Raw genomic sequence first — 755 nt, forward strand, 5'->3', positions numbered from 1 at the left:
GGCCAGCATCGCGCCGAGCGGCTGGCCGGCTTCCCAGGTCTGCCACAGCGCCTCGGGCAACGTCACCGGATCGGGCGATCCGCGCACCGAGATCCAGACCAGCGGCGTCAGGTTGCCGATCACGAAACACAGCAGCGCTGCGAGCGCGAGCGCCAGCAGCCCGGGCAGCGACACCCGGTGGCCGCGGCCGAGCAGCGCGCCGCAGCGCCGGCAGTGCGCGGTCTCGCCGGGCTGCAGCGACACGCGCTGGTGCACCGCGTCGCACTGCTCGCAGACCACCAGGTCGGGGCGAGGGCACAGCACCGCGGGGGCGTCGGCTGCCGCATCGACGGCCTCGGCGGGCAGGTCGGCGGTGGGAGCCGGGCGGGAGGCGGTGGAGTCGGTCATTCAGGCAGAAGGTACGGCGAAGGCCGATCGTAGGGAGGGATGGACAGCGAGTGTGTAGGACGACGGCGGATTCGCGGCTACCCCTTCAGGCGACGGTACACCGTGTTGCGCGCGACGCCGAGCTGCCGTGCCGCCAGCGAGACATTGCCGCCGGCCGCCGCGACGGCGCGGCGGATCGCATCGGTCTCCAGCGCCTGGAGCGTCGGCGGGGCTTCGGCCGACGCCGGCGCCAGCCCGGCCGACAACCCGGATGGCAGCGCGACCGGCGACAGCGTGGCCTGCGACACCAGGCTCGCGGCCGACCAGAACACCGGCCACTGGAACACCGCCCGCACGTGCAGCGGCGCCCCCGCCGCCGGGCCGAGCAC

General features: G+C 75.0%; 2 protein-coding genes. Both read right to left on the reverse strand.

Annotated features, from left to right (window positions below):
- Positions 1-387 (reverse strand): paraquat-inducible protein A (locus AC1D01_RS37210; protein WP_477874906.1); only part of this gene is annotated, 387 nt, incomplete at its 3' end.
- Between the two features lie 77 nt (positions 388-464).
- Positions 465-755, reverse strand: a 291-nt coding sequence (locus AC1D01_RS37215; RefSeq protein ID WP_477874908.1) for a helix-turn-helix domain-containing protein, incomplete at its 5' end; no start/stop codon positions are given.

It is taken from the genome of Rhizobacter sp. P3_B12 (genome assembly GCF_056402895.1).